At 56.9% G+C, this 24,858-nt stretch carries 26 protein-coding genes; 10 read left to right on the top strand and 16 right to left on the bottom strand.

The features are described from left to right. Positions 1 to 2: 2 nt before the first annotated feature. The 11 genes from flgJ to G5149_RS16590 form a co-directional block, all read right to left on the bottom strand. Positions 3 to 1,061 carry a flagellar assembly peptidoglycan hydrolase FlgJ gene (gene flgJ / locus G5149_RS16640; protein ID WP_216979073.1) on the bottom strand — a complete coding sequence of 353 codons (1,059 nt, stop codon included), beginning with the start codon at positions 1,059 to 1,061 and terminating at the stop codon, positions 3 to 5. A 43-nt stretch (positions 1,062 to 1,104) separates the two neighbouring features. Next, positions 1,105 to 2,202: a flagellar basal body P-ring protein FlgI gene (locus G5149_RS16635; protein ID WP_421213045.1), complete on the bottom strand. Its 1,098-nt coding sequence runs from the start codon at positions 2,200 to 2,202 to the stop codon at positions 1,105 to 1,107. An 8-nt stretch (positions 2,203 to 2,210) separates the two neighbouring features. Beyond that, positions 2,211 to 2,882, bottom strand: a complete 672-nt coding sequence (flgH, locus tag G5149_RS16630) for a flagellar basal body L-ring protein FlgH (RefSeq protein ID WP_421213076.1) — start codon at positions 2,880 to 2,882, stop codon at positions 2,211 to 2,213. A gap of 14 nt (positions 2,883 to 2,896) precedes the next feature. After that, positions 2,897 to 3,685: a flagellar basal-body rod protein FlgG gene (flgG, locus tag G5149_RS16625; RefSeq protein ID WP_005344532.1), complete on the bottom strand. Its 789-nt coding sequence runs from the start codon at positions 3,683 to 3,685 to the stop codon at positions 2,897 to 2,899. A 14-nt stretch (positions 3,686 to 3,699) separates the two neighbouring features. After that, positions 3,700 to 4,446 (bottom strand): flagellar basal-body rod protein FlgF, encoded by a 747-nt coding sequence (gene flgF, locus G5149_RS16620; RefSeq protein WP_005344530.1) that lies wholly within the window; start codon positions 4,444 to 4,446, stop codon positions 3,700 to 3,702. A gap of 138 nt (positions 4,447 to 4,584) precedes the next feature. Then, the gene (gene flgE / locus G5149_RS16615; protein ID WP_216979074.1) at positions 4,585 to 5,970 is read right to left on the bottom strand and encodes a flagellar hook protein FlgE; all 1,386 of its coding nucleotides are present in this window, start codon (positions 5,968 to 5,970) and stop codon (positions 4,585 to 4,587) included. Between the two features lie 10 nt (positions 5,971 to 5,980). Next, complete coding sequence (locus G5149_RS16610) at positions 5,981 to 6,721, bottom strand: flagellar hook assembly protein FlgD (RefSeq protein ID WP_005344528.1); 741 nt, start codon at positions 6,719 to 6,721, stop codon at positions 5,981 to 5,983. A 15-nt stretch (positions 6,722 to 6,736) separates the two neighbouring features. Continuing rightward, positions 6,737 to 7,156, bottom strand: a complete 420-nt coding sequence (gene flgC / locus G5149_RS16605) for a flagellar basal body rod protein FlgC (RefSeq protein WP_005344527.1) — start codon at positions 7,154 to 7,156, stop codon at positions 6,737 to 6,739. After that, on the bottom strand, positions 7,156 to 7,554 hold the full coding sequence (gene flgB, locus G5149_RS16600) for a flagellar basal body rod protein FlgB (RefSeq protein ID WP_005344526.1): 399 nt from the start codon (positions 7,552 to 7,554) through the stop codon (positions 7,156 to 7,158). The genes flgC and flgB overlap by 1 nt, the downstream gene beginning before the upstream one ends. A gap of 249 nt (positions 7,555 to 7,803) precedes the next feature. Continuing rightward, complete coding sequence (locus G5149_RS16595; protein WP_005344525.1) at positions 7,804 to 8,628, bottom strand: CheR family methyltransferase; 825 nt, start codon at positions 8,626 to 8,628, stop codon at positions 7,804 to 7,806. 18 nt (positions 8,629 to 8,646) lie between these two features. Beyond that, entirely contained in the window at positions 8,647 to 9,558 is a 912-nt protein-coding gene (locus tag G5149_RS16590; RefSeq protein WP_005344523.1) for a chemotaxis protein CheV, read from the bottom strand. A gap of 144 nt (positions 9,559 to 9,702) precedes the next feature. On the opposite strand from G5149_RS16590, the gene flgA reads away from it, so the two are divergent. The 3 genes from flgA (at position 9,703) to G5149_RS16575 (ending at position 11,211) form a co-directional block, all read left to right on the top strand. Further along, positions 9,703 to 10,386: a flagellar basal body P-ring formation chaperone FlgA gene (flgA, locus tag G5149_RS16585; RefSeq protein WP_005344521.1), complete on the top strand. Its 684-nt coding sequence runs from the start codon at positions 9,703 to 9,705 to the stop codon at positions 10,384 to 10,386. A 91-nt stretch (positions 10,387 to 10,477) separates the two neighbouring features. Next, on the top strand, positions 10,478 to 10,798 hold the full coding sequence (flgM, locus tag G5149_RS16580) for a flagellar biosynthesis anti-sigma factor FlgM (protein ID WP_005344518.1): 321 nt from the start codon (positions 10,478 to 10,480) through the stop codon (positions 10,796 to 10,798). Continuing rightward, positions 10,795 to 11,211: a flagella synthesis protein FlgN gene (locus G5149_RS16575; protein WP_041234173.1), complete on the top strand. Its 417-nt coding sequence runs from the start codon at positions 10,795 to 10,797 to the stop codon at positions 11,209 to 11,211. The genes flgM and G5149_RS16575 overlap by 4 nt, the downstream gene beginning before the upstream one ends. A gap of 36 nt (positions 11,212 to 11,247) precedes the next feature. Here G5149_RS16575 and yfcE read toward each other — a convergent pair whose 3' ends face one another. Further along, the gene (gene yfcE / locus G5149_RS16570) at positions 11,248 to 11,790 is read right to left on the bottom strand and encodes a phosphodiesterase (protein WP_216979075.1); all 543 of its coding nucleotides are present in this window, start codon (positions 11,788 to 11,790) and stop codon (positions 11,248 to 11,250) included. A 10-nt stretch (positions 11,791 to 11,800) separates the two neighbouring features. After that, a complete protein-coding gene (locus tag G5149_RS16565) occupies positions 11,801 to 13,438 on the bottom strand; it encodes a peptide ABC transporter substrate-binding protein (protein ID WP_421213042.1) in 1,638 nt (545 codons plus the stop codon). 156 nt (positions 13,439 to 13,594) lie between these two features. Here G5149_RS16565 and G5149_RS16560 point away from each other — a divergent pair, with 156 nt between their 5' ends. After that, complete coding sequence (locus G5149_RS16560) at positions 13,595 to 14,494, top strand: DMT family transporter (protein WP_421213040.1); 900 nt, start codon at positions 13,595 to 13,597, stop codon at positions 14,492 to 14,494. Positions 14,495 to 14,513: 19 nt separating this feature from the next. Here G5149_RS16560 and rsuA read toward each other — a convergent pair whose 3' ends face one another. After that, entirely contained in the window at positions 14,514 to 15,206 is a 693-nt protein-coding gene (gene rsuA / locus G5149_RS16555; protein ID WP_005344508.1) for a 16S rRNA pseudouridine(516) synthase RsuA, read from the bottom strand. Positions 15,207 to 15,374: 168 nt separating this feature from the next. Here rsuA and G5149_RS16550 point away from each other — a divergent pair, with 168 nt between their 5' ends. Continuing rightward, positions 15,375 to 16,574 (top strand): HD-GYP domain-containing protein, encoded by a 1,200-nt coding sequence (locus G5149_RS16550; protein ID WP_421213037.1) that lies wholly within the window; start codon positions 15,375 to 15,377, stop codon positions 16,572 to 16,574. A gap of 8 nt (positions 16,575 to 16,582) precedes the next feature. Here the strand turns inward: G5149_RS16550 and G5149_RS16545 are convergent, their stop codons facing one another. Then, the gene (locus tag G5149_RS16545) at positions 16,583 to 16,762 is read right to left on the bottom strand and encodes a hypothetical protein (protein ID WP_005344504.1); all 180 of its coding nucleotides are present in this window, start codon (positions 16,760 to 16,762) and stop codon (positions 16,583 to 16,585) included. A 131-nt stretch (positions 16,763 to 16,893) separates the two neighbouring features. Next, positions 16,894 to 17,547 carry a fructose-6-phosphate aldolase gene (gene fsa / locus G5149_RS16540; RefSeq protein WP_421213035.1) on the bottom strand — a complete coding sequence of 218 codons (654 nt, stop codon included), beginning with the start codon at positions 17,545 to 17,547 and terminating at the stop codon, positions 16,894 to 16,896. Positions 17,548 to 17,675: 128 nt separating this feature from the next. On the opposite strand from fsa, the gene G5149_RS16535 reads away from it, so the two are divergent. The 5 genes from G5149_RS16535 (at position 17,676) to G5149_RS16515 (ending at position 24,850) form a co-directional block, all read left to right on the top strand. Then, positions 17,676 to 18,572 carry a glycyl-radical enzyme activating protein gene (locus tag G5149_RS16535; RefSeq protein WP_421213033.1) on the top strand — a complete coding sequence of 299 codons (897 nt, stop codon included), beginning with the start codon at positions 17,676 to 17,678 and terminating at the stop codon, positions 18,570 to 18,572. Positions 18,573 to 18,576: 4 nt separating this feature from the next. Next, a complete protein-coding gene (locus G5149_RS16530; RefSeq protein ID WP_421213031.1) occupies positions 18,577 to 21,009 on the top strand; it encodes a formate C-acetyltransferase/glycerol dehydratase family glycyl radical enzyme in 2,433 nt (810 codons plus the stop codon). Between the two features lie 94 nt (positions 21,010 to 21,103). Beyond that, on the top strand, positions 21,104 to 21,850 hold the full coding sequence (locus tag G5149_RS16525) for a DNA-binding transcriptional regulator YciT (protein ID WP_216954124.1): 747 nt from the start codon (positions 21,104 to 21,106) through the stop codon (positions 21,848 to 21,850). A 126-nt stretch (positions 21,851 to 21,976) separates the two neighbouring features. Continuing rightward, entirely contained in the window at positions 21,977 to 22,870 is an 894-nt protein-coding gene (locus tag G5149_RS16520) for an EamA family transporter (protein ID WP_421213029.1), read from the top strand. A 129-nt stretch (positions 22,871 to 22,999) separates the two neighbouring features. Beyond that, positions 23,000 to 24,850, top strand: a complete 1,851-nt coding sequence (locus tag G5149_RS16515; protein ID WP_421213027.1) for an extracellular solute-binding protein — start codon at positions 23,000 to 23,002, stop codon at positions 24,848 to 24,850. Positions 24,851 to 24,858 lie beyond the last annotated feature (8 nt).

The following is a 24,858-nucleotide window of genomic DNA, read 5'->3' as shown; positions in this document are numbered from 1 at the left end:
ATTTACAGCTCCATCTCGTTGTATCGGGCAATGGCATCACTGCGCAATACCTGTTTCAGTTTTCTGGCGTAGTGCGGATCGGTGGCATAACCTGCCTGTTGCAATGCCTCGAAGTAGCGATCCGGACTGTCCACCTTGGCCAGGGCCCCCTTGTAGCGCGAACCCGAGGTGAGAAAGTCCACATAGTCATTGAAGCTCTCTTCAAACGAGCCATACGAACGAAATGCCGCTTTCTGGCGGGATGCGACGCCCTCTTCATATTCCAGGGTGCTGACGACCGCCCTGGGGCCCTCCCAGCGAGGGTCGGCCTTGATGCCAAACAGGTTATGAGTCATCTGCCCCTCTCCATCCTTGATCACCCGCTTGCCCCAACCACTTTCCAATGCCGCCTGAGCCACCAGCACCGCCGGACTCAATCCCAACTTGTCCGCAGCCTTCTTGGCTAACGGCATCAGGTGCTGCACAAACGCTTCCGGACTATCAAACTGTGCGCTCCCCTCCCCATGACTACGATGGTGAGCCACAGGCACCATTGGCGGTACACTACGGTGGGCGCGCGTGGGCATGACGAGCGGGGTTTTCCCCTTTTCCATCTCTTTTTCAGCAAAATCTTTGCCAACTTTTGATGCTGAGATCAAATCAGTGGCTGCCGTCGTGGGTGGTTCGTAGGGTTTATAAACTCGTTCCGTACGCTGCGGCATCTTCAGCACCCGACCATCCTGGTGGACAAATGTCTCCGGTGAGAGCTGCCTGGCCACCATGTCAGCCAATCCAAGCCCCCCCTTGCTGGACATGTCTGCCACTCTCTGTTCATCCAGCATCCCTTCATAGAACTGGGTATAGCTACTGTTCATCGGGTTGTCCTGAGTCAATACCCCGTTGGCCTGACGCATGCTCTGAAACAGCATCTGGGTAAAGATTGACTCGAACTGGCGCGCAGCTCCCTGCAGTGCCTCGGCCTGCCCCTCTTTGCTGTGGCTCATCTGGCGCAGACGGTCCAGGTTCTTGATATCCTGTACCACCCCGAGATTAATGCCGCTGTTGGTGTCAAACTCCGCCATTTTGTTTACCTCATTGCCACCCGTGGCAATCACTTGCCGCCAGTTACAATATGACCAGTTGCCCCTCGATAGCGCCGGCCTGCTGCAGCGCCTCAAGAATAGCCATCAAATCACCGGGGGCGACGCCAACCTGATTGACCGCCCGGACCAGATCGTCCAGGGTCGCACCGGTATCAAACTTGAACATCCGCCCAGGCTCCTGCTGGACATTGATGGTCGAGTTGTTGGTGACCGTGGTCTCGCCCCCCGCCAGCGGGTTGGGTTGAGAGACCTGCTGGTTTTCGGCGATGGTCACCGTCAAACCACCGTGACTGATAGCAGCCGGTTTGAGCTTCACCTGACTGCCGATAACGATGGTGCCTGTACGAGAGTTGACGATGATCTTGGCCGCCTCGTTGGCCGGGTCCACCTCCAGGTTCTCGATAGTCGCCAGATAGGAGACACGCTGGCCCGGATCCCGCGGGGCATAGACCTTGACCGAGGTGGCATCCAGAGCCTGAGCGGTATTGGGCCCCACCAGATCGTTGACTACGTCAGCCAGCCGACGCGCAGTAGTAAAGTCGGGGCGGTTGAGGTTGAAGGTGATCGTATCTCCCTGACTAAATGAGTTGGGCACCTCTCGCTCTACGGTTGCACCATTGGCAATCCGGCCGACGGTCGGAGTATTGACCACTACCTTGGAGCCATCAGCCCCCTCGGCACCCAGCCCGCCTACCACCAGGCTGCCCTGTGCGACTGCATAGACCCGCCCATCCAGCCCTTTCAGGAAACTCTGCAGCAGCGTACCACCGCGCAGGCTCTTGGCCTCACCGATGGCAGAGACAGTGACGTCGATAGTCTGGCCCGGCTTGGCAAACGGCGGCAAATCCGCATGGATCGCCACCGGCGCCACATCCTTGATCTTGGGTTTGATGTTGTCCGGGACCTTGATGCCGAAGTTGTTGAGCATGGTGCGGAAGGTCTGCTCGGTAAAGGCGTTGTTCTTCTCGCCGGTACCTGGCAGGCCCACGACCAGACCGTAACCGATCAACTGGTTGCTACGCACCCCCTCCACTGAGCTGATGTCCTTTATCCGAGCGGCATTCGCCAGCCCCAAGGGCAGCAGACAGCAGAGCAGAGTCAAGAGACGGAGTGACTTCATAACATCTCCTAGAGCGGCCACCAGGGACCATTGAAAAAGCTGGTAAGCCATCCCTGTTCCTGGGTATTGGCCAGATCGCCGGTACCACCGTAATAAATGCGGGCATTGGCGACTTTCTGGGATGACACACTGTTATCCGAGGTGACATCCTCCGGTCTAATCAGGCCGGTGATACGGATATACTCATTGCCATTGTTGAGCATGATCCACTTCTCACCTCGTACCAGCAGATTGCCATTGGGCAGTACCTTGGCCACACTGACCGAAATATTGCCCTGCAAACTGTTGCTTTGATCTGCTTTTGCCTGCCCCTTGAACGCACTGTTTTGACCGATGGATGCGGAGAGATCATAGGGGCTGGCCGTAACCGGTACGCTCCCCAGCGTCACTGGTTCCAGATTAAACTTGTTGTCCTTGCCACTCTGGGTATTGGCCTTCTTCGATGCAGATGTTGATTCCGACAACTCGATGGTGATGATGTCACCCACCTTGTGCGCCTTGATGTCCGAGTAGATGCCATTAACCTGATCCGGTTGAAAAATAGCACCCGTCGGTCTCACCGAGACCGGTTCCGACTCCCCGTATACGGGGGAAAACTCGGGGTCATCAGGCCTGGGTGTATTGGGAGTACTGCTACACCCCCCCAACACCAGCAACCCCAGCATCCATACGCTTTTCATCATGGCTCTCCCCATTAGGTCCGCTGGATCAGGAAGGACATCATGCCATCCACCGCTGAGAGGACTTTGGAGTTCATCTCGTAGACTCGCTGAGCCTGGATAAGATTCACCAGCTCTTCGGTGACGTTAACGTTGGAGCTCTCCAGCATCCCTTGCTTAATGACTCCCATACCATCCGCCCCCGCAGTCCCCTGAATGGCGGCACCGCTGGACTGGGTTTCCAGAAACATGTTCTCACCCATCGGCTGCAGGCCACTGGCATTAACAAAGTCTGACAGGGTGATCTGTCCGACCACCTGAGAGGCACCATCCCCCTTGAGCTGTACCGAGACCTGACCATCAGTGCCGACAGTGACACTCTGGGCATTTTCCGGAATCTGGATTTCTGGCTGCAGAGGATAGCCGTTACCCGGTGTCACTATGGTGCCTTCACTGTTAAGGGTGAATTGCCCATTACGGGTATAGGCAAGGCTGCCGTCGGGCAATTGGATTTCAAAGTAGCCACGGCCACTGATCATCAGATCCAGCGAATTGTCAGTCGTCTGTACGTTGCCCTGGCTGTGGTTTTTCTGGGTGGCCACGACCTTGGCTCCAGCACCGAGCATCAAGCCGGAGGGGAGCTCGGTATCGGCCGACGAACGGCCACCGGGCTGATTAATGTTCTGATAAAGCAAATCTTCAAAAATGGCCCGCGATTTCTTGAAACCAACGGTGCTGGCGTTCGCCAGGTTGTTCGATGTGACCGAAATATTGGTCTGCTGAGCATCCAACCCGGTCTTGCTGATCCAGAGTGCAGGATTCATAGGTAACTCCTCGATTAGCTGATACGCAGCAACTGGGTTTGGGCCTCGTCATTCTCTTCGGCCGTTTTCATCATCTTGACCTGGGTTTCAAACTGTCGTTGTAACCTGATCAGGTTGGTCATCTCATCCACCACATTGACGTTGCTCCCCTCCAGGGAGCCGGCAATCAGGCCAACATTGGCCGAGGCGGGTTCATTCTGGCCATCCTTGCGCCGGAACAGACCATCTTGCCCCTTCTCTACCGCATCTGCAGCCGGGTTAACCAGCTTGATCCGCTGAAAATCTTCCGACAAGTTCGCAGCTGCCCCTTCAGGACGACCACTGATAGTGCCATCCCGATTGATTTCGAGTTTCTCCATCGGCATTGGCAGCACGATGGGTTGACCACCGTCATCCACGACGTTCAGACCGGTCGAGGTTTGCAGGTTACCAGTCGCATTGACCTGCAGATTTCCCATACGGGTATAGGCCTCCCCCCCCTTGGGATCTTGCACTGCAATCCAGCCGGGACCATCCACCGCCACGTCAAGATCCCGCCCCGTGGTCATCAACATGCCATGCTGCAAGTTCTGGCCGGGACGTTCCGTCATGGCAAATACCCGACTGGGCAGCCCCTCACCAAAAGCCTGCATGCTGCGGGCCTGCTCGAAATCTGATTTAAAGCCGGTGGTATTGGCATTGGCGAGGTTATTACCGCGAACAGCCAGGCTGTTCATGTTCTCTTTGGCCCCGGACATGGCGATATAAAGCAGGTGATCCATGGGATTCTCCGTCAAACAGATGACTCTGACAGCAGAGCTGCAATTTGGATGCCAACAGAAGGGGGAATGCCGCACCATTCGGCAGCAGAGATCTATAAAAAAACGGGGCACCCAAGGTGCCCCGTTGCCGGAGAGGAATTAACGGATCTGCAAGATGGTCTGCTGCAGCGAACTATTTACCTCCAGAGAGCGGGAGTTGGCCTGGAAGTTACGCTGGGCAGTGATCAGGTCAACCAGTTCGGAGGTCAAATCCACGTTGGATTGCTCCAGCGCCGACGATTTGATGGTACCGAAGGTGCCGGAGTTGGGCGTTCCCGGCAATGCATCGCCAGAGAGCAGGGATTGCCGCCAGGAGGTATCTCCTATCTGGGTCAACCCTTGTGAGTTGGCAAACTTTGCCATGGCCACCATGGCCACCTTGATGGTTGTCGCGTTACTGTAAGTCGCGGACACAATGCCATCCGGCGTGATCTCGACTTTGGTCAAACGGCCGACTGTGGAACCATCCTGTGACAACTTGTTGACTTCGAACGGTGAGGCATATTGGGTTATTGTGCCCAACGAAATCTCAAAGGTCTGAGTGGGATCAGCACCATTAGTGATGATGCCTGCGCCGCCTGCCCCCAACGCCACTGTTTGAATTGTTGCAGGGGTAGTTGGGGTGATCATTTTACCATCGGCACCAAAGGTAAAACGAGCAGCTAACGGTACAGGATTCACACCTGTTGCCATCTGGGTTTGAACCCCGCTATCAATATCAATAGGCTTGTCGCCCTCATATAAATACATACGCCATGCTGTAGGATCTGCCGGTTTGGTAGGATCCGCATCGCTTGCTTCTTTGACGAAATACTGGGTGATGGTATGGGGTTCACCTAAAGAGTCGTACACCACAACAGACGTGGAAGACGAGTAAGTTTTCGAGTCTTTTGGATCAAAACTCGACAGACTGCCAACCACAGGAGGCACCGCAAGAGGATCCGGCATTGTTCCCGCCGACAAGGGGGTCGCCTTGGAAGGCAAATTGAAGCTCGCTTCAACCTTGCTGGTCTTTATAGGCTCACCCGCTCGATCCGGTATCTGGATCGGCTTGGTCGCATTGATACTCACAGCTTTCGGCGTACCGTCAGCATTAATTTCATAACCTTGCAGATAATGGCCCTGATTGTTAACCATATAACTGTTTTCATTGAGCTTGAACGCGCCAGCCCGAGTATAGGTGCGATCCAGGTTAGTCAAGCTGTCAGAGGTCACAAAGAAGCCATTCCCCTGAATAGCCAAATCCAGCGCGTTATTGGTAAATTGCAGAGCCCCCTGATGAAACTGCTGAGCCACCGCACCGGTCGCCACACCGTTACCAACCTGGGTCTTGGCATTGACAAAAATGGAGTTGGCGTAGACATCCGCAAACTCGGCACGGGACTCTTTAAAGCCCGTAGTATTAACGTTCGCAATGTTGTTAGCGGTGACGTTCAAGTCTTTTTGTGCCGCGTTAACACCGCTCAAGGCATTGTTAAATGACATATCCAGCTCCTTAGATCGATGCTGTCGACGTGGTTTTTGACGGAGTAACCGTCTGGTTTGCATTGGTTCCTGATATTTGAAGGACGGAACTCAGCAGGGTACTGCCCAATCCCTTCAAGTTGAGCAGTGTGGGGTTTGTTGCATTCCCCAAGGCAACGCTATCGACCTTGCCATAAGCGTATGTAGGGATAGTTTCCGCCTTGCCATCCACACTGCCACTGGCCTTGAGCACATATTTTCCAGGTTTGACCCGGTTACCTGCCTTGTCAGTGCCATCCCAGGCGATTTCCACATTGCCCTTCTGCTCTCCTTCCAGGCTAAATTCCTTGATAACCTGGCCAGCTTCATCTTCCACGGTAATCTTTATTCCCGCATATTTATTGGCAGTGCCAACCTGCACTACGCCTGAGATAGGGCCCTCCTTGTCCAGATAGCCAACATTGCTGGGCAAGAGCACATTCTGGCCAACCAGAGAAGAGGCTTGCAGAGCCTGGCTGGAGATCATTTGCTCATTGAGCTTGCCCATCTGGGTAGACAGACTGTTGATCCCCTCCGAGGTCGACATGGAAGCCATCTGGGAGAGCATCTGGGCATTGTCCACCGGCTTGAAGGGATCCTGATATGACAGTTGCATGGTCAGCAGTTTCATAAACGAAGCCTGATCCAGCTCTTTCTTCGGCGTAGTGGTGGTGCCAGTAGTCTGGGCCGTGGTACGGCCAATGCCGTTCACACTGTTGGTGGTATCGACCATGTTGCATCCCTCCTATCAGGATTTGCCAAGCTGAAGCGTCTGCTGCAGCATCTTCTTGGCCGAATCTGCAACCTGTACGTTGGTCTGGTAGCTGCGCGAGGCATTGATCATGTCAGCCATCTCTTCAACCATGTTGACATTTGGTTTGAAGATAAAGCCATCCTTGTCCGCCATCGGGTGGTTAGGGTTGTACTCCTTGAGCAGTGGAGCCTTGCTTTCGACAATGCCCTTCACCTCAACGCCGACCGACCCCTGTTTATCTGACATGGCTTGATCGAGCTGAGCGGCAAAAATTGGCCGCCTGGCGTGGTAAGTGTTTTCCACGCTGGAGCTGACGCTGTCCGCGTTGGCCATATTGCTGGCAACCGTGTTGAGACGCACAGACTGCGCACTCATGGCCGAGCCGGCAATATCAAAGACCTTGAACAAACTCATCACTGCTCTCCTTTCAGGGCTTTAAGCAAGCCACTGATCTTGCGGTTCATAAATTCCAGGGAGGTTTGGTACTCCAGACTGTTGCGCAAGAACTCGCTCCGCTCCTGCTGCACATCCACCGTGTTGCCATCACCCGTATCGGGCTGCAACGGATTGCGGTATTGGACAGTACCGGGGGCATCCATATTCAAGGCAAAGTGCTTTTCACTGGTTGTTACCAGGCCAAAACCCTGTTTATGCTGGGCATCCTGCAACGCCTGTGCAAAGTTGATATCTCTTGCTTTAAAACCTGGCGTGTCCGCATTGGCGATATTACTGGACAACACCTCGGCACGCTTGGCGCGAACACCCAGCGTGTATTGATGGATACCAAATGCCTTGTCAAATGAAAAAGCCATAGCACACCTCCTGCTTGGTATATTTTGCCTGCAAGAGATGTGCCAGACGATTTACAAGACTCTGCTGGCTGTCGAGTCCAGGTATGCTCAACCTTGTGGACGGAATGAAAAGCTCTGCAGTGCGGTATATAGGAACATGGCACAATGCCATCATGAATGGAGCCGAAAAGAGAGAAGGAGGCGCAGTGCCTCCCCTCTTATAAACAGTGTCAACAATCCCGACACCCTCGAATACTAAGGGCTACAACGCTATTTGACCTTGTAAACAATTCCGGGATTGCAGCGTATCATCTCGAATCTGTCGGTCAGTCCCGCAAGTGATTCTGAGGCTCCCAGCATCAAGTACCCACCAGGATTGAGGCTGGAGGCAAACTGGTTGAGGATTTTTGACTTCACTTCCGGTGCAAAATAGATAAGCACATTACGGCAAAAAATGATGTCAAATTTACCGAGCAGACTATAGCTTTCCAGCAGATTAAGCGGCCGGAAGGTGGTCAATTTTCTGACTCGCTCTACCACCCGCATTTTGTTATCACCATAGGGCTCAAAAAACATCTTCTTGCGCTCTGGCGACAATCCGCGGGCCAATGCCAGACTGTCATATACCCCTTCCTTACACTGATTCAGCATAGTAGTCGATATGTCTGTCCCGACAATCTGCACCCCACCAGGCAAGGTACCCGGTTTCTTCATCTGCTGCTCCAGCGCAGTCATGGCGATAGAATAGGGCTCCTGCCCCGAAGACGAAGCGGCAGACCAAATCTTGACAGGACGACCACTTTTACCCAGTTCAGGAAAAATCTTGTCGGTCAACAGCTGGAACGGATAGGTATCGCGAAACCAGAGTGTTTCATTAGTGGTCATCGCATCAACAACCGCCATTTTCAGGTCACGCTCACGCACACTCATTGCACGGGTGACCAGTTCAGACAGACTCTCGATGCCAAACTGCGCCATCAACGGTGAGAGACGGCTCTTCACCAGATACTGTTTGTTATCACCCAGCACGATTCCGCTCTGTACCGCAAGAAAGTTGCTGAACTGTTTGTATAAGTCGTCCGAAAGTGTCTTCATGCAGCTGTTCTTCTTTAATTAGAGTGCGTTTTGTACGGCTTTGGCCAATTCATCAGGCTGGAATTTGGCAATAAAGTTGTTTGCACCAACTTTTTGCACCATTGCCTGGTTAAATACACCACTGAGCGAGGTATGCAGAATAACATGCAAATCTTTGAGATTGGGATTATTCCGGATCTCGGCAGTGAAGGTATAGCCATCCATCTCAGGCATTTCGATATCAGAAATCACCAGCGCAATCTGATCCTTGATAGGGCCATTTTTGGTCATCTCCAGCAACATATTCAATGCCTCGCGGCCATCTTTTGCCAGCACACATTCGACACCGATTGCCTCAAGCGCACGCTGTACCTGTTTGCGTGCAACAGACGAGTCATCAGCAACCAGCACAGGACGCCCCAAGGTCGGATGCTCGACACTGGCTTCCACCAGCTCTTGACTGACCTCGGTAGAAACAGGAGAGATTTCGTTGAGAATGCGCTCAACGTCGAGGATCTCGACCAACTCACCATCAACCTCGGTAACCGCCGTCATATAGTTGATACGGCCGGCCCCCTTGGGGGGAGGCAGAATAGACTCCCAATTCATATTGATAATGCGTTCCACAGAGTGAACCAAAAAACCCTGAATAGAACGGTTGTACTCGGAGATGATAATGAAGCACTTGCTCAAATCTTCAATTGGACGCTTGCCCATCGCCATGCTGAGGTCGATGACCGAGATAGTCTGGCCTCGAATATGAGCAACCCCGCGAATACAGGAGTTCAACTTGGGCATCACGGTCAACGGGGGACACTGCAACACTTCACGCACTTTGAATACGTTGATGCCAAATCTTTGACGTCCATTAAGACGAAACAACAACAATTCCAGCCGGTTTTGCCCCACTAGCTGGGTACGTTGGTTGACCGAGTCCAGGATACTGGCCATAAACACTCCCTAAAAACGCTTGGCATTAATCATGCATGCGTGATGGATTGCGTCAGACTATCGATGTGACAACAAACAGATTCTGAAGCAATCATAGTTAAATATGGTGATATGCGTGAACAACTTATCGACCGACGAGCGAAAATGATTAACCGACTTTTACTCATCAGCCTCTTTTTTGGCTGCATATCTTCCAGCTATGCCTCGGAGGTCACAACCTATCTGAGGGAGCGGGCAGAAGAGTTCGTTTATAGCCAACTCGATCTGCAGCTGGATGCCAGAGCAGAGGTCACAGCTGCGACTCTTGATGAGAGACTCCCACTGACCCGTTGCGAAGATCTGTTGACCATCAGCTTACCAGCAAAAATGGAAATTCGCCGTAATACAACAGTTTACATTAAGTGTGAAGAAGACAAACCCTGGGATGTCTACTTACCTGTAAGGGTCAGTATTCAAAAACCCTTTGTTACCGTCACGGCTCCGATAGCCAAAGGGGATCTGCTGAGTGAAAGCCAGCTGGTAGTAGCGTTTCAGGATCAAACCCTGATCCGCGGCGACTACCTGACTGACACAGCCCCTCTTATCGGAGTCCGCAGCAAGCGGGAGATCAAACCGGGACAGCCCATCCGTTTGAGCCAAGTTTGCGTGGTATGTAAAGGGGATCAGGTCACCCTGACTGCCGAGAACAGCAATTTCCAGATCAAAACCATGGCCCGAGCCTTGCAAGATGGCAGTTTCGGAGAGATCATCAAACTCGTCAATATTCGCTCCGGCAAAACGGTGGAAGGTAAAGTCACAGCTGTCGGTGCCGCATCGGTCACTTTTTGATATCCGGAGCCTGAACAATTTTTTCTAAAGTTTTGACCTGCCGCACCGATAAACAGGTAAGCAAACCTTAAAGCAGACGAAGGTAACTAAAATGGCCATCAACAATATCAACAACTTGGCGAATAATCGGTTGCAAAATACCGCTAATAGCCAGGGGACAGGCAGCAAGTCAGTCACCTCATCGCCCGAAAACAAAGCGACCACTGTCAAGCTGGACTCAGTCTCCTTGACCAGTGAGGCGCAACAATTGCAAAAAATGCAACAGAACCTCAATACCGCCTCAACCGGCAACGAGAGCAAGGTTGAACGACTGAAGAAAGCCGTCGCGAGTGGCGAATATCAGGTTAACAGCGACGCTGTGGCCAAGAAGATGTTCAGTTTCGAGGCCAATCTGGACAAAGTTCTGGGATGATGGATTTACCTTCGTTACTGCACACCCAAGATGATTACCTCAGCCAGATGCAATGCATTCTGGAAGAGGAATTCAGCTTGCTCGAACAGCATCAGGCACTGGCCCTGCCTGCACTGACCGAGCGCAAACAGCAGCTGCTTGCTGCGATAGAAACGCTGGACAAGACCCTCGCAGAGATGCCGGAACTGGCACTGCAGCTGGCAGCCTATCCAGACGAGATGGCGCAGCTTCGTGCAAAACTGGATGCCTGCCAGGCACAAAATGATATCAACGGTCGATTGCTTGAATTGAGCATCGTCTCAAACCGTCGTCTGGCAACCTTTCTGAGTCAACTGCGCGATCGCAACAGCCTGACCTATGACGCCAAGGGTAATACTCGCTCTGGCACCCGCTCCTACGGTATCAAGGCCTGACATCTCTTATCAGGCCTTGCATTTTTGCTCGCAGTTTTAAAGCACCAGTCGCAACAACTCTCGCCCATCCTCACACGCATTGACGCGCAGTATCCCGTCCTCATAGCTCCCGTAACTGGCAGGCAACTCGCCGCGCGGGAAACAGATCGACCCCGGGTTCATCAAGATCCGTTCCCCCTGCCACTCCAGCACCGGCACATGGGTGTGGCCGCTCAGGAACAGACTACCCGGCGGTAGCTGTACCTCGTCCGGGCGATAAAGATGGCCATGGCTGACAAACCAGCGCCGCTCATCGACCAGCAACTGGTTGTAGGGGGCTGTGATGGGAAAGCGCAACAGCATCTGATCCACTTCGGAATCGCAATTGCCCCGCACCGCGATGATCTGTGGCGCCAGCTCGTTGAGCCGATCGGCCACCGCAGCCGGGTTATATCCCTCCGGCAGAGGATTACGCGGGCCATGGTTGAGCAGATCGCCGAGCAGCAGATAGTGATCCGGCTGCCAGGGCTCAAGTTGGGTCAGCACCCGCTCCAGCGCAATGATGCTGCCGTGGATGTCGGAAATGATGGCAAGTTTCATGAAATGCTCCTCACTGCGGGCTGAAATAGAGATCCTTGGTGGCAATCGTCCCTTTCAAATTCTGGCTGGGCAGTCCCCGCAGGGTGGGGTCAACCAGTCTCATCTGATTGTAATGATACACGGGGAGGATCGGCGCCTCCTCAAGCAGCAACTGTTCGGCATGCCGGTAGAGTTCAACCCGGCTCGCGCTGTCCAGCGTATTGGCAGCCTGCTCCAGCAACAGATCAAAGTCGGGATTGCAGTAGCCGCTCTCGTTGCGCAGATCCTGACAACGGAAGCTGCCCAACATGGCAGACGGCTCCACGTAATCGCCAAACAGGAAGCTTCTGGCCACCTGGAAATCACCGCTATCCTTGGCCACCTGATAGGCACCCCACTCCAGACTGTTGAGGGTGACCTGTACCCCCAGCTTCTGCCACATGGCGGCAATGGCCATCGCCATCTGCTTGTGGGTTTCTGCGCTGTTGTAGGTAATGCTCAGCTTGAGTGGATTGGCACTGTTATACCCTGCCGCTGACAGCAACGCTGCCGCTTTGGCCTGGCGGGTTAGCATATCTTCAAGCGCCACAGGCAATATCACCCGGGGGTAACCCGGCATCTCCGGCAACAGCGACCATGCTGCCTGTTCATCCTGCCCGCTCACCGATCCAATGAGCTGCTGTCGATCAACCGCCATGGAGAGCGCCTGACGCACCCGCACATCCTGCAGTTCGGGGCGCTTCAAATTGAACGCATAGAGATAGGTACCAAACAGCGGCAAGCCCCAGAGCCGCTCCGGAGATTCGCGCTTCATCTTCTGGTAATAGCCGAGGGAGACCTTGTTGGTGAGCTGGATTTCACCAGCCTCATAGCGCAGCCGTTCGGCATGTTGCGAAGTGATCGGCAGATAGGTGACCCGTCCGATACGGGTGTGAAGGTCATCCCAGTAGTGGATATTGCGCTCGGCTTCTATCCGCTCGTTTGGCGTCCAACTTGTCAGCCGGTAAGCACCATTGCTCACCAGCTTGCCGGGCTCGGTCCACTGTTTGCCAAATTTAGCTATCGCCTTCTGATTGACCGGCACAAAGGGGCGCTGACTGATGAGCTGCAGGAAATAGGGAGCCGGCCGCTCCAGGGTGATTTTCAAAATCTGATCACTTTGCGCTTCAATGCCCAGATTGCCGAGCTCCAGCGCACCGGCATAGATGGATTGCGCATTGTTGATCCCCGTCGCCAGCAGCAATCCGGCAGAAGGGGAGTTGATGGCCGGATCGAGCAGACGGCGCCAGGCATAGACGAAATCAGCGGCCACCAGCGGCTCGCCATTGGACCATTTCAGTTGAGGGCGCAGGAAGAATCGCCACTCCAGCCCATCGTCACTCACCTCCCAGCGCTGGGCCTGAGCAGGAACGATATTCCCCTGCCCATCATCACTGACCAGCCCTTCAAACAGATCGACCAGTACCGCCTCCCCCGGAAAACCGGATCGCACCAGCGCCGGATCCAGTGACTCCGGCTCGGCACCGTTGCCCTTGACCAGGGTTTGCCGATCGGCAAGCAGAGGCTGCTGCTCAACGGTGGTGGCATGGGCCAGGGGCCCAGCCAGCACGGCAAGCAATAGCGGGGAGAGCCAGCGTTGCGCCAGCTTGGGGAAGAAACCATACCTCATGACAAAACCTCGAATAACACCACTGCAGGAGGGGAAGGCCGACGGCGCGCCTGATGAATGCCTGATGCCGCTCTTGTTATCCCCGAAAACGCCCCGTATTGTATCGGGCTTGCCCGGGAGATGGAGTCTTTCGGGTTAATTTTTTCAGGAGTTTTTATGGGTTATGAGTGGCTGGCCCTCGCGTCGGCCAGTTTATGGGCAGTTGCAGCGCTAATTTCGGTCAAACCGGCCCGTCATCTCGGCGCATTTGCCTACAGCCGCTGGCGCATGTTTCTGGTCAGCCTGATGCTCGGCACCATGAGTCTGCTCACCGGTGGCTGGCAAACCCTCACCGCAAACGCCCTGCCCCTGCTCGCCATCTCGGGGCTGGTCGGCATCTTCGTGGGCGATACGGCGCTGTTTGCCTGCATGAACCGGTTGGGGCCAAGACGCAGTGCCCTGCTTTTTTCCTGCCATGCGCTGTTTTCCGCCCTGCTTGGGCTCTGGCTCTTTAATGAACAGCTGACGGGCTGGCGACTGCTGGGGGCCATGCTGGTCTTTGCCGGCGTGATGCTGGCGATCCTGTTTGGCAGACGCAGTAGCAGCAACGAGTGGGAGCAGATCCGTGGCAATCTGGCGCTGGGAGTTGGCCTTGGCCTGACGGCGGCACTGTGTCAGAGCGTGGGAGCCATCATCGCCAAGCCAGTGATGATGAGTGGTGAGGTGGACGCGGTGAGTGCATCGGGTATCCGGATGGGCAGTGCCCTGCTGGCCCACTGCGTCCTGCGGCTGGGGCGCTTGCCGCTCGCCATGCCGCTCAAACCGGTGAGTCGCCAGATCCTCTCCATGATTGCCACCAACGGTTTTCTGGCGATGGGACTGGGGATGACGCTGATCCTGATGGCGTTGCGGCAAGGCGAGGTGGGCATGGTGGCGATTCTCTCCTCCACCACTCCGGTACTGCTGCTGCCGCTGTTGTGGTGGCACTCGGGGGAGCGGCCATCCGTTGCCGCCTGGGCGGGGGCACTGATTGCCACCCTGGGTACGGCACTGGTGCTGGGTTTCAGCACTCATTGACACCCGGCACCATCCCAGCTCAGAACAGGGCAATCTCCTCAGCGGTCAACTCACGGTATTCACCGGGAGCTAGCGCCTCATCCAGCGTCAGGCCACCAATTCGCTCGCGATGCAGTCCCACCACCTTGTTTCCGATGGAGGCAAACATTCGCTTGACCTGATGGTACTTGCCTTCATGAATGGTCAGCCTGGCCTCACACTCCCCGAGGATTTCAAGCTGGGCTGGACGGGTTTTGTCGGTCTCATTGCGCAGGTAGACCCCTTCGGCGAACAACTCGATCGCATCCTGGCTCACCGGATCGGCCAGCCATACATGATAGGTTTTGGCACATTCACGGCGCGGCGAGGTGATGCGGTGGGACCATTGACCATCGTCGGTCACCAGCACCAGCCCGGTGGTATCGAGGTCAAGGCGCCCCACTACATGCAGCTTGCCCATGGCCGGCTCATCCATCAGGAAGAAGACTGTCGGATGATCCGGATCCTCGTTGGAGCAGACGTAACCTTCTGGCTTGTGCAACATGAAATAGCGGTTGCGCTGCTCCAATGTCAGCAATACGCCGTCAAACTCGACCTGACTCTGCTCATTGATATGAAAGGCGGGCTGCTTGACAACAATACCATCCACCATGACCTCTCCCTGACGGATCAGTTTGCCAGCCAGCGAACGGGTCAAATCGGAACAATCGCACAGAAATTTATCAAGCCGCATGCACAACCTCGGAGTCCAACAAGTAAAGGGGCGTCATTATATCGGGCGGAGGAGACAACGCCACTGTTAAGGAGCTGCCAATTATGACGAACCAACCATCCGATGTTACACTTCTCGGGTGCGAGCCATTCGCACGATACACATAATAATAAGAGTCAGGAAGCCCTCATGAAGTCTCAAGCATCCTACCCCGTCATTCCCGTCAACCAGCTGAAACCCGGCATGTATGTGATTGCTATTGCCAGCCAGACAGGTGGGATGGAGATCGCCCGGATGGGCATGGTGACCAACGTGGCACAAATTGCCAATCTGGTACGTCAGGGGGTGCTCACGGTACGCATCGATCTGGCCCGCAGCAAGCTGGGCAGTGCCGAGAGTGACGCCGTTACCTCCCCCAACCTCAATGCCAACAGCGCCCAGATGGGACGCCGTGCCAGTGCCAACGGAGAAGGTGGGGAACTGAAGATCCGCCGCCTTTACCAAGAGGCACGCGAGCTGCAAGGCAAGTTCATTCGCCACCTCAAGGCGGGTGAGCCCATCGACATTACCCCATTGGCCCAAGTCGCCGAAGAGATGGTGGACACCATGTTCACCCACGGCGATGCCATGCTCTGCCTGGCCCGTATTCGTGCCAAGGATGCTTACCTGATGGAGCACTCCATGAACGTGGCCATTCTGCTGGCCAACTTCGGCCGTTATCTGGGGCTGGAACGCAGCGTGCTCAAGGAGTTGACTCTGGGAGGGCTGTTGCACGACGTGGGCAAGATCATGACGCCGGACGAGGTGCTCAACAAACCGGGCAAGCTGACCGACGAGGAGTTTGCCATTATGCGCCAGCATGTGGTGCATAGCTACGACATTCTCCGCAATACCCCCGGCATCACCCCAACCATGCTGGAGGTAGCCGCAAACCACCACGAGCGGCTCGACGGTACCGGCTACCCGCAGCGGCTGAAGGGGGATGAACTCTCCCTCTATACCCGCATGAGCGGTATTGTCGATGTCTATGACGCAGTGACTGCCGACAGAGTCTACAAGGCTGGCATGCAACCCACCCAGGCCTTCCGCATTCTGCTAAAGGGAGTCAATCAGCACTTTGATGCAGAACTGGTGACCAAGTTCATCAAGTGCATGGGGGTCTATCCGGTGGGAACGCTGGTACAGCTTTCAAACCAGCGGTTGGCCATCGTGATGCAGCGCAACGAGCAGCAGCCGCTCAAGCCGGTAGTCAAGGTGATCTATCACGCTACCCAGCGACACTACCTCGATGTGCAGTGGCTGGATCTGGCCAGATCGAGTGTAAAGGAGAGCATCGAGTGCACGGTCGACCCCAAAGAGTTTGGTATCAACCTCACCAACTTCTTCTAACTCTGTCCTCACGACTGGCGCTGACTATCGAGCCAGTGCCGGATCAAAAACTCCTCATCCAGCGGCGAGAGATCAAAACGCAGGCTGGCCTCTTCAATGGCGGCGATATCGTGCTGGTGATGCTCGCTGAGCCAAAGCACCGCACGACGTAAATCTTCACCATGGGGGAGCAGCAGATGGTCGCTCATGGGATACCTCCAGTAGGCTGCAAGGCGACCAGCGAATGTAGCCACCTCTTTCTAGTCTAGTCGGTCAATCCCTATCACCCGCGCCTCTTCACCCTCCCCCCTCAATCACTGTAATCAGCTTGTCACCGGGATCAGCAACCGAAAGCGCGCTGCCAATCCTGATCAAACTTCGTCAGCGCCGCATCCACCGCCGGCACTCTCAACAGCTGTTCGGCCACGTCGAGCGGCAGAGTGATGGACTGGCAGCCCGCCAGCAGGCAGTCGAGCGCCTGACGGGGCGTGCGGAACGACGCCGCCAGCACCTTGCTACCCGAAACATGCAGCGCAAGCAGCTGTTGCAACTCCTGCACGGTGGCAATGCCATCGCCACCCTGGGCATCCAGCCGGTTAACGTAGGGCGCGACATATTCCGCTCCCGCCACCGCCGCCAGCCAACCCTGCAGCGGGGTATAGACAGCGGTGCCCAGAGTCGGCACGCCGTTGGCGGTCAGGCTCTTGATGGCCGCCAGCCCCTCTGCGCATACCGGGATTTTGATCACCAGATCCGGGTCCAGTTCACGCAGGGCAAACGCCTCACGCACCATCTCGGTTTCGGTTTTGGCCATCACCTGGGCAAACAGGCGCGCCTTGGGCCCTAGTACGTCGCGCAGGGCGGGCAGCAGCTCACAGAGCGGCAATCCCCCGGCGGCGGTAATGGAAGGATTGGTGGTGACACCGGCCAACGGCAGGATCCGTGACCAGCGACGCACTGCCGCCACATCGGCGGTATCGAGATACAGCTCCATCTCTAACTCCTTAACGGGATGTTCAATATGTCGCCATTCTAGCGATAAAACATCTGCAAACAGCTTGATCGAAATCAAATCAACTTTCGAATGAAAGCAAATAGAATGCAAATACAAAAGGAGGCGGTATGATTTTCGACCTGCAACGATATTCAACTCACGACGGCCCCGGCATTCGCACCCTGGTGTTTCTCAAGGGGTGCTCGCTGGCCTGTCTGTGGTGTCAAAACCCGGAAAGCCGCTCTCCCAAGCCGGACATACTACTCGACCGGCGCCAGTGCATCGAGGGATGCCAGCTATGCAGCCAGGCGTGTCCGGCAATCTTGCGTGACAGCGAGGGCATCCAGCTCAGCCGTTCTGCCCTCAAGGCCGATGATATGGAACGGCTGCGCGGCCTCTGCCCCAGCGAAGCGCTGCAGGTGTGTGGTCGGGATGACACCCTGGACACCCTGATGGACACCATCTTGCGGGATCGTCCCTTCTTCGAGCGCAGCGGCGGTGGCGTCACCCTCTCCGGTGGCGAACCGTTTATGCAGCCCGAATTTGCTGCCAACCTGCTGGCCCGCTGCAAGGCAGAAGGGCTGCACACCGCGGTCGAGAGCTGCCTCCATGTGCCCTGGCACCAGATTGAGCCAAGCCTTCCCTCACTGGATCTGGTGCTGGCGGATCTCAAACACGTTGATAAAGAACGTTTCTTCCACTGGACCCGCGGCAAGGTGGAGCTGCCCATCGCGAACCTCAAACGCCTCGCCGAGCACGGCGTGCCGATGCAGATCCGGGTGCCGCTCATTCCCGGCTTCAATGCCGACCGCGCATCGATCAGCGCCATCACCGACACCGCCGCCAGCCTCGGCACGGTGCAGGAGATCCACTTCCTCCCCTACCACACCTTAGGCGTGGGCAAATATGCCCTGCTGGATCTGCCCTATCAGGCGCCGGACACACCGCTCGACGATCCCGATTTACTCCACTTTGCCCATGCATACGCCCAACGTCAGGGGCTGACCCCTGTGACCAGAGGATAAGATCATGACCCAGCTCGACCTCAATACCCTCAGCCCGCGGATCCGCGCCCACAAAGAGAGCCTGATCCACATCGTTCAGCCACCGGTCTGCACCGAGCGTGCCCGCCACTACACCGAGGCCTATCAGGCTCATCTCGCCCGGCCGCTGCCGGTGCGCCGCGCTCTGGCGTTGGCCCATCACCTCAAGGAGCGCACCATCTGGATCAAGCACGACGAGCTGATCGTCGGCAATCAGGCCAGTCAGGTACGGGCGGCGCCACTGTTTCCTGAATACACGGTGAACTGGATTGAGAAGGAGATCGACGAGCTGGCAGACCGTCCCGGCGCCGGTTTTGCAGTCAGCGAAACCGACAAGGCGATCATCCACGCCTTCACCCCCTTCTGGCGCGGCCAGACGGTGCAGGATCGCTGCTTCGGCCTCTTTACCGACGAGCAGAAAGCGCTGCTGGAGAGCGGCATCATCAAGGCCGAGGGCAACATGACCTCGGGGGATGCCCACCTCGCGGTCAACTATGAGCAGCTGCTCACTCTGGGTCTCGATGGCTTCAAGGCCAAGGTGGCCGAGCGGCGCAGTCGGCTGGATTTGGCGGATTGGGCCGATCTGCAGCGCGAGCAGTTCCTGCACGCCGTCGCCATCACTCTGGATGCGGTCAGCGCTCATATCTCGCGCTACGCCGCACTTGCCCATGATATGGCAGCACAAGAATCTCGCCCCGAGCGCCGAAACGAGCTTGAGACCATCGCGCTCAACTGCGCCCACATCGCCCACCAGTCCCCCGAGACCTTCTGGCAGGCGCTGCAGCTCTGCTACTTTATCCAGCTCATCCTGCAGATCGAATCCAACGGTCACTCGGTGTCGTTTGGCCGGATGGATCAGTACCTCTACCCCTGGTATCGCCGCGAGGTGGAATTGTCGGAATCCCTGCCTCGGACACGCGCCATCGAGCTGCTGCAAGGGTGCTGGCTCAAGTTGCTGGAGGTGAACAAGATCCGCTCCGGCACCCACTCCAAGGCCTCCGCCGGCAGCCCGCTCTATCAAAACGTCACCATCGGCGGCCAGAACTGGCGGGATGGTGCAGCCCATGACGCGGTCAATGGCCTCTCCTACGCGATTCTGGAGTCCTGCGGCCAGTTGCGATCCACCCAGCCCAACCTCTCGGTGCGCTACCATGCCGGGATGAGCGAGGATTTCCTCGACGCCTGCATTCAGGTGATCCGCTGCGGCTTTGGCATGCCCGCCTTCAACAACGACGAGGTGGTGATCCCCGAGTTCATCAAGCTCGGGGTGAGCGTGGAGGATGCCCACCACTACGCCGCCATCGGTTGCATCGAGACCGCCGTGCCCGGCAAGTGGGGCTACCGCTGCACCGGCATGAGCTTTATCAACTTCGCCCGCATCCTGCTGGCGGCACTGGATGGCGGCCGCGATGCCACCACAGGCAAGGTATTCCTGCCCCAGCCCCAGTCGCTGCGAGACGGGAGCTTTGGCAACTTTGACGAGGTGATGGCCCGCTGGGACGAGCAGGTGCGCTACTTCACCCGCAAGTCCATCGAGATCGATTGTGTGGTCGACAGCGTGCTGGAGGCTCAGGCCCACGACATCCTCTGCAGCGCGCTGGTGGATGACTGCATCGAGCGCGGCAAGACCATCAAGCAGGGGGGCGCCGTCTATGACTGGGTCTCCGGCTTGCAAGTGGGGATCGCTAACCTGGGCAACAGTCTGGCGGCGCTGAAGAAACTAGTGTTCGAGCAGGGGGTGGTAGATCAGAGTGAACTGGCCGAAGCACTCGAGCAGGATTTTGCCGGGGTCAGAGGCGAGCAACTGCGCCAGCGCCTCACCAACGCCGCCCCCAAATATGGCAACGATCTGGACGAGGTTGACCTGCTACTGGTGCAGGCCTACCAGAGCTACATCGATGAGCTCAAGGGACTGCACAACACCCGCTTCGGCCGCGGCCCCATCGGCGGTACCTACTATGCGGGCACCTCCTCCATCTCCGCCAACGTGCCCTTCGGTGCCGCCACCATGGCCACCCCGGATGGTCGCCATGCCCGCACGCCGCTGGCGGAAGGGGCCAGCCCCTCGTCGGGTTCGGATCGTCTCGGCCCGACGGCGGTGTTCAACTCCATCGGCAAGCTGCCCACGGCGGCCATCCTCGGCGGGGTGCTACTCAACCAGAAGCTGAGTCCGGCGAGCCTTGAGAACGAGCGGGACAAGGCCAAGCTGATGAGCCTGCTGCGCACCTTCTTCGAGGTGCACAAGGGGTGGCACGTGCAGTACAACATCGTCTCGCGGGAAACCCTGCTGGCGGCCAAGGCCAATCCGGATCAGTACCGGGATCTGGTGGTACGGGTGGCGGGCTATTCGGCCTTCTTCACCGCCTTATCCCCCGATGCGCAAGATGATATCATCGCCCGCACCGAGCACAGTCTCTGACGGGGCGCCCCCCATGGCGCCTGTGACGTCATATGATTGGCAAGCCACCCTCGGGTGGCTTGCCGCTATCCACCACCTTGCATGTGAGCGCACCATGAATCCACGCCATCAACTGATCCTCACTCTGGTCCATCAGGCTCGCAAGATGAGCGTGAGTGAACTCTCCCGACATACCGGCGTGTCTGAGGTGACGGTGCGCAACGACCTCACCGCGCTGGAGAAACAGGGACTGCTCAGACGGGTACACGGCTCGGCCATGGCGCTGGAGACCGATGACCCGGATGCCCGGATGAACATCAATTACCTGCTCAAGGAGCGCCTCGCCGAGCGGGCCGCCCAGCTGGTGGAAGATGGCGAGACGGTCTTTATCGAAGGGGGCAGCGCCAACGCCATGCTGGCGCGCCATCTGGCCCTGCACAAACGGGTCACCATCATCACCATCAGCAGCTATATCGCCCATCTGCTCAAAGACACCCCGGCTCAGGTGGTGCTGCTCGGCGGGCTGTTCCAGCATCAGAGCGAGAGCGTGGTGGGGCCGCTCACGCGCCTCTGCATCGAGCAGGTGCACTTCTCCAAGGCCTTTATCGGGGTCGACGGTTTTCATCCCGAGATGGGGTTCACCGGCCGCGACATGATGCGGGCGGACGTGGTCAACAGCGTGCTGGCCAAGGGGATGACCAATGTGGTCATCACCGACAGCAGCAAATTTGGCGCCATCCACCCGAGCCAGCTTGGCGCGCCGGGCCAGATCAACGTGCTGGTTACCGACGATGCCCTGCCCGCCCCCATGCGGGCCACCCTGGCCGCACGCGGCATCACAGTGCACTGCGTCTCTGCCTGAATCGCACCTGGCCCCCGTTGCCGGGGTGCTCCACCACCTGACGGCTTGACGGCGCCCACCCTGGCGGGGGTATGCTCGTCCTCTTTTGGCCTCACATGGCAGAGGCCACAGACCGAAGGACACCGCATGCACACCAAAGACAAGTTTCTGGCCGCTCTGGTCATCCTCTGCTGGGGACTCAACTTCGTGGCCATCAAGTGGGGGCTGGAGGGGATCCCCCCCCTGCTGCTGGGTGCGCTGCGCTTTATCGGTGTGGTCTTTCCCGCCATCTTGCTGGTGCCCAAGCCCGCCATGCCCTGGCGCTGGCTGCTGGCCTATGGCGGCGCCATCAGCCTCGGTCAATTCGCATTTTTGTTCAGTGCCATGAAGTTCGGTATGCCGGCAGGCATGGCCTCACTGGTGCTGCAATCCCAGGTGGTGTTCACCCTGCTTTTTGCAATGATCTGGCTGGGGGAGCGCTGGCAATCCCACCACTGGGTGGCGCTGCCCTTGGCGGGATTCGGCCTCTATCTCATCGCCACTCACGGTGAAGGCAACCTGACCCTGTTAGGGTTTGTCCTGACGCTGTGTGCCGCCGCCTGTTGGGGCCTTGGCAACGTCATCAATCGCCAGATTGGTCTGCGCTACCAGACCACGCTGCCGAGCCTGATCGCCTGGGGCGGTCTGGTGCCCATCCTGCCATTTTTCGCCCTCTCCTGGCTGTTCGAAGGGCCGGAGCTGATGGCCAGCAGCCTGCGCGACTTCAGCTGGCAGGGATTGCTGTGCGTGCTCTATCTCTCGTATGTCGCGACCTGGCTGGGTTACGGCCTGTGGGGACGACTGCTGATGCGCTATCCGGTGACGCAGGTGGCACCGCTCTCCCTGCTGATCCCCTGTGTCGGCGTTGTCACGGCAGCGCTGCTGCTCGATGAACATCCAACACCCTTGCAGTGGCTGGGCTCAGCTCTGGTGCTGCTCGGCTTTGTGGTCCATCTGCTGGGTAGCCGACTGCGCTGGTTCAAACCACAGAGAGCGACATGATGAGCGCCTGCCCATTTACGCTATTTCATTGACCTGACAGGATAAAATTTCCATGATGAGCCAGTCCCCATCGGGACTGACATCACCAGTGTGTGATCTGCAGGAAGCAGACTTCAGGAGAGCAAGGACATGCCATCGACCATCATCGCCGGGGAGCGCCGACTCTCCCCTATCATTCGCGCCACCGCCATCACCCTGACCCTGTGCTGGAGCCCGTTTGGCTGGAGTGCCACGCTGCCCGCTGACTTGAAGTGGGAGAGCAACAACCAGGATCCTCTCTATGCCGATCCGGCCGCCAAGCGCGGCGGCACCTTTCGCACCTTTATGACCAGCTTCCCCCTGACCCTGCGCAGATATGGCCCCGACTCCAACGGCGGCTTTGCCGGTTACGTGCGGGAAACCAACCTGCCACTGCTGAGCACCCACCCCGTCACCGGCAACCCCATGCCGATGCTGGCAAATGAGTGGGCCTTCGGCGCCGACAACAAGACCCTCTATTTTCGCATCAATCCCAAGGCACGCTGGTCAGACGGCCAGCCGGTCACTGCTGATGACTGGCTCTTTACCCTCAAAATGATGCGCAGCAAGGAGATCAACGACCCCTGGTACAACAACTACTACAGCACCCAGATCACCGACATCACCAAGTTTGATGATCACACCCTGGCTATCACCAGCGGCACCGAAAAGAGCCGCCAGGATCTGCTCGAGTCACTGCCCATCAGCCCGGAGCCGAGCCACGCCATCAAGCTCACCGCCAACTGGGTCAAGGAGTACAATTGGAAGGTGTTGCCGGTCACCGGCCCCTATCAGCTCGATCAGGTGAAAAAGGGCAAATCGGTCACCTTCAAACGGGTTGAAAACTGGTGGGGGGATGAAGAGCGCTACTTCCAGCATCGCTTCAATCCTGCACAGATCGAGATCAAGGTGCTCAGGGATCTGAACATCGCCTGGCAGCACTTCCTGCGCGGCGATCTCGACACCTTCCCGCTGGTGATGCCCAACTGGTGGCACGACAAGACCAAAACCGCGGAGTTCGAGAAGGGGTATATCGGGCGCACCTGGTTCTACAATCAGACTCCGCAATCGCCGATGGGGCTCTATCTCAACACCGCCGATCCGCTGCTGAATAATCTCGATGTGCGGCTCGGGATCCAGCATGCCCTCAACCTCGACAAGATGCTTACCACCCTGCTGCGGGGGGATTACCAGCGACTCAACAGTTATGGCTCAGGTCAGGGTGAGTTTACCAACAGCGAGATCAAGGCCCGTCCGTTCGATCCCAAACTGGCACGGGAATACTTTGCCAAGGCAGGCTTTAACAAAGTGGGGCCACAGGGGATTTTGCAAAACGACAAGGGGCAGTCACTGACCCTCGCCATCACCTACACCACCGCAGAGCACGCCCAGCGGCTCACTCTGTTGCGGGAAGAGGCCAAGAAGGCGGGGCTTAATCTGGAGCTCAACCTGATGGATGCATCGGCCGGTTTCAAATCGATGCTGGAGAAAAAGCACCAGAGCGCCTGGATGGCCTGGGCGGGCAGCCGCTATCCCGCTTATTGGGAGTTCTTCCACAAGGTCAACGCCAACAAGCCCCAGACCAACAACATTATGAACATCGATGACGATGCCATCACAGCGCTGGTGGAGCAGTATGACAAGGAGTTCGACTTTGCCAAAAAGGCTGCTCTGTCACGGCAGATCCAGCAGCGTCTCTATGAGCTGGCGAGCTTCGTCCCCGCCTATCAGGTGCCCTACACCCGGGAAAGCGCCTGGCGCTGGATAAAACTGCCAAAAGTACCTGCAACACCCAAGAGCGAGCAGCTCTACTGGCCTCTCGGGGGCGACAACAGCGGTTACAGCTATGGCGGTCTGCTGTGGATTGATGAAGAGCTAAAATCCGAGACCAGGGCAGCTATCAAGAACGGCAAGACCTTCCCGGCCATACTCCTGATTGACACCACTTACCGGCAACAGTAGTTCTGGCC

This window comes from Aeromonas sp. 600479 (assembly GCF_049175515.1).
In the GTDB taxonomy this organism is placed as follows: domain Bacteria; phylum Pseudomonadota; class Gammaproteobacteria; order Enterobacterales; family Aeromonadaceae; genus Aeromonas; species Aeromonas veronii_A.
This window is presented reverse-complemented; position numbering and strand designations above follow the sequence as displayed.